We start from the raw sequence: 3529 nt of genomic DNA, 5'->3' as shown, positions 1-3529 counted from the left end.
CTATTCTCAATCCTGTATTTTTCTCTTCTTTTCTGGGTTCAGTGGTATTGCTGCCTGTTTGTACCTGGGCGTATTTCAGTTATGCGGTATCGCCTGGCAGCTGGTGTTTGCTGGGAGCTGTTTTTATTTATTTCGTAGGTGTTTTCGGGGTGACGATAGGCGGTAATGTGCCGCTCAATAATGCGTTGGACAAAGCGGATCTTACGGCTGCCGGCGAGGCTGAGCTGGCGGGATACAGGGCTGCTTTTGAGCAGCGGTGGAACCGGTTAAATACGCTGCGCACGGTAGCGGCGGTGGCTACGGTAGGGTTGGTAATAGCGGGGTGTATTGCGTTAAAGTGATGGGCTTTATGCTTAATATAAGTTCGCTTCCTGTGCACATAATAATAAAACAATGCCCCTCCAAAGTATACCGCCACATCCCACACATCGCTGGTGTAAACGGTGGATACCCGCGGCATTACCCACTCAAAAACAACAGCCATATAAAAGGCCATAAACAATAAGTAATACAGGGGATAAGTGTAGTATTCATTGCGTACAATATACCGGCGTGTAAAGGTAAGGGCTACATGTGCCATGGCCGGTACTGCTATGAAATCGGTAAGGTATCCGTTCAGCAGGGGAACCGGCAGATGTATATACCTGAAGAGGCGGATCATACCCCATAGTCCGCAGTAAGTAAGAAACAAGGGATCAAATAAACGCTTCATTTTATAACACGAACATTATAGCGCCTCCCAGCAGCAGCGTTACCAGTAATGCCATTACTGCAAACAGGTAAAAACCGCTGTTCTTCAGCAATTTTAAGGGTACGGGATCGGTTGGTTTAACCGGGAACATACTGCTCCTTAGTCTTTTCCATATGGGTTGATTTTCCTCCTGCTGATCATACGATTCATTATTCATATCATCTGTATTTAGAACAAATGTACTAATTTATTTAGAACAAATGACCTAATTATTATTATTTTATTTAGATCAATTGTTCTAAATTTGGGAATGGATACGAGGACAACTATTCTCAAAACGGCGTTGGAGCTTTATAACAGCCAGGGCGTGAATGCCATCACCAGCAGGCATATTGCGGCAAAAATGGGCATCAGCCCGGGTAATCTGCATTATCATTTCAGGCAAACAGATGAGATCATAAAAACACTCTATGAATACCTGGCTGCAGATTTTGATACGTTGGTGTCTGAACTGGAGTTGGTGAACCCTGTTACCTTGAATATACTGAGTGATTTTTCCGTTCGTTCGCTGGAGCTGGCATACAAGTACAGGTTTATATTTTTACATTTTGTGGAAATCAGCCTGCGGGTGCCGTCGATCAGGAAGGATTATTACGCATTAACCCAGCGCCGCACAACGGAGTTCTTTACTATTTTCAGGCAGCTGAAAGCAGATGGGGTGTTCCGGGACGATTTGCCGGAAAGTGTTTGGGAAATGCTGGTAACGCAGATATTTATTGTGGGCGATTTTTGGCTGTCGAATAATGAGTTAACGGGGCGGCTGAGGGGAGGCAATGCCATAAAGCATTACAGTAAAGTTATTGCAGGTATGTTTTATCCTTACCTCACCCCGTCCGCACAATTACGTATGATGGAATAAATTGCCGCTATGGCGCTTTCAGGAATTGAATGATCATGGCTGTTACCAAAGCAGGTAATACACTTTGCTTATCAGGCGCGCACACTTCTCCTATGTAATCTCCATGGCCTCCCGGCAGGATAGCCACCTGCGCATGTGATAATGTACGGGCCAGCAACAGCGAGTGTTCCGGCAGGATCACATCTGTATAACCACTAATCACGAGTGCCGGCGCCTGTATACCTTTTATGGCTTCATCGCTGATGTCCTTAAAGTTTTTCATCCTTGCCACATCGCGGCGGAACATGGCTTCAAATCCTTTGGGATCGGGGTTGGCGGCTAAGTAGGCTGTTTTTAATTGCGGAGGTACCTGGTCGATAGTTGCGCTATTGAAACCATCGAAGAAACCTGGCGGTGTGCCGTTGCGCTTGTAGAGTGCAGAAGCCAGCACCAGCTTATTCACCAGCTCCGGGTGCCGGATCGCCATTTGCAGCGCCGTAGTAGCCCCGTTGCTAAAGCCCATAATGTTTGCTTTGGCAATATGCAATTGCGCGAGCAGCGCTGCTACATCATCGGCATCCTGCTCAAAGCTCAGGGGCCGGTCAATATCCGGGGTATGACCATGCGCCTGCAGTTCTATGGCAATTACCTGCTGCGTTTTTTCCAGCTCCGGCAAAATGGCGCCGTAGGTAGAAACAATGGTGGATCCACCGCCATGCAGCAACACCAGCGGGGCGCCATTGCCATGGATCTCATAATACATTTTTAAGCCATTCACCGTTGCATAACGGCCTGTGGATGGGTGTTGTGCATTCATCTGGAAATGTGTCAGGATTAATAAAAAAACAATAATGGACATGCGTTTCATGCAACACTTAATTTTGATGATGTAAACCTACATTAAAACAAATAACCGGGATGGGTGCAAAAATGTCAAATTGCAGGGCGATTCCGACAAACCGGTTTTCCTGTCTTAAAAGCGGTGTAAAGCATGGCTTTTTTCACAAGTTGGCTTATATTGGCGTTGTTTAATTGTTTTAACCTGGTATGCTTATGACTCCCGAAGAATATAAACAACAGTTCAGAGAGGAAGACGCTGTTGGATGGTTTTCCATAGATGGTGCATTGGAAAAGATATACGGAAAAACGGATCCCCGTCATTATGGCCCGCTTTGCGGCATACATTATATGGCCGGCGGAACAGACCCGATAGATGGCGCCAGCATTTATGATTCTGCCAAACAGGATTTTCACCGTCATATTATCAGTTACGGAATGTCTGAGCTTTACTACGACAGTGAAAAGGCAGGTGGCCAATTCAGTAAATGGGGCTTTGAATTTACTTTCAGACTGAAGCCGTTTGCAGATGACCAGGCGGACCCTTTGTGGGCAGTACATGTAATGAATAACCTTGCGCGTTATGTATTTAACAGTGGAAAATGGTTTGAAGAGAATCATTTCATACCTGCAAAGGGCCCCATTCGGCTGGATACTCAAACAGAAATAACCGCGTTTGTGCTGGCCCTTGACCCCGAACTGGGCAGAATAGAAACGCCGCATGGGGAAGTGTCTTTCCTGCAACTGGTAGGGATCACCAATCATGAACTGGAAACATTAATGCGAAATCCTACCACTACAGAGGTGGCCGCATTGATCAATGATTTAAGAAAAGACAACCCGTTACTGATCACTGATCTGAACAGGAAATCATAACTAAATGGCAGCCGGATGAAAGCTTCCCGTTTTCATCCGGCTTATATCTTACAAAAGCTGGTCTAACTGTGCTGCAGAATAATTGACTGATTTCAGCGTTTTGTTATCCGATTTCCTGTACACCAGGTATAGGTCATCTACCCGGGTATAATAACATTCCGTATTCTCAGATTGGCTGTAGTGCGCAACCGTGTTCTCCGCTTCTTCGGGCGACTTACAGGCTTTAC

5 protein-coding genes are annotated in these 3529 nt (G+C 45.9%); 3 read left to right on the top strand and 2 right to left on the bottom strand.

What is annotated here, in order from left to right; genetic code table 11:
- Positions 1 to 41 precede the first annotated feature (41 nt).
- Entirely contained in the window at positions 42 to 341 is a 300-nt protein-coding gene (locus tag VN105_RS29800) for an anthrone oxygenase family protein (RefSeq protein WP_414647244.1), read from the top strand.
- Between the two features lie 372 nt (positions 342 to 713).
- Here the strand turns inward: VN105_RS29800 and VN105_RS14370 are convergent, their stop codons facing one another.
- Complete coding sequence (locus VN105_RS14370; protein ID WP_325642036.1) at positions 714 to 908, bottom strand: hypothetical protein; 195 nt, start codon at positions 906 to 908, stop codon at positions 714 to 716.
- Positions 909 to 1001: 93 nt separating this feature from the next.
- On the opposite strand from VN105_RS14370, the gene VN105_RS14365 reads away from it, so the two are divergent.
- The gene (locus tag VN105_RS14365; RefSeq protein ID WP_325642034.1) at positions 1002 to 1610 is read left to right on the top strand and encodes a TetR/AcrR family transcriptional regulator; all 609 of its coding nucleotides are present in this window, start codon (positions 1002 to 1004) and stop codon (positions 1608 to 1610) included.
- Positions 1611 to 1617: 7 nt separating this feature from the next.
- Here VN105_RS14365 and VN105_RS14360 read toward each other — a convergent pair whose 3' ends face one another.
- Entirely contained in the window at positions 1618 to 2457 is an 840-nt protein-coding gene (locus tag VN105_RS14360; RefSeq protein ID WP_325642032.1) for an alpha/beta hydrolase, read from the bottom strand.
- A 185-nt stretch (positions 2458 to 2642) separates the two neighbouring features.
- On the opposite strand from VN105_RS14360, the gene VN105_RS14355 reads away from it, so the two are divergent.
- Entirely contained in the window at positions 2643 to 3302 is a 660-nt protein-coding gene (locus tag VN105_RS14355) for a suppressor of fused domain protein (protein ID WP_325642030.1), read from the top strand.
- Positions 3303 to 3529: the final 227 nt, after the last annotated feature.

The sequence above is a fragment of the Chitinophaga sp. genome (assembly GCF_035564935.1).
Lineage (GTDB): Bacteria > Bacteroidota > Bacteroidia > Chitinophagales > Chitinophagaceae > Chitinophaga.
Note: the sequence above shows the minus strand (reverse complement) of the source record. Positions and strands in the feature narration are given on the sequence as shown.

What these genes read in the sequence shown, in the direction of transcription:
- VN105_RS14355 (WP_325642030.1), top strand. Translation starts at nt 2,643, where the DNA reads ATGACTCCCGAAGAATATAAACAACAGTTCAGAGAGGAAGACGCTGTT.
- VN105_RS14365 (WP_325642034.1), top strand. Translation starts at nt 1,002, where the DNA reads ATGGATACGAGGACAACTATTCTCAAAACGGCGTTGGAGCTTTATAAC.
- VN105_RS14360 (WP_325642032.1), bottom strand. Translation starts at nt 2,457, where the DNA reads ATGAAACGCATGTCCATTATTGTTTTTTTATTAATCCTGACACATTTC.
- VN105_RS14370 (WP_325642036.1), bottom strand. Translation starts at nt 908, where the DNA reads ATGAATAATGAATCGTATGATCAGCAGGAGGAAAATCAACCCATATGG.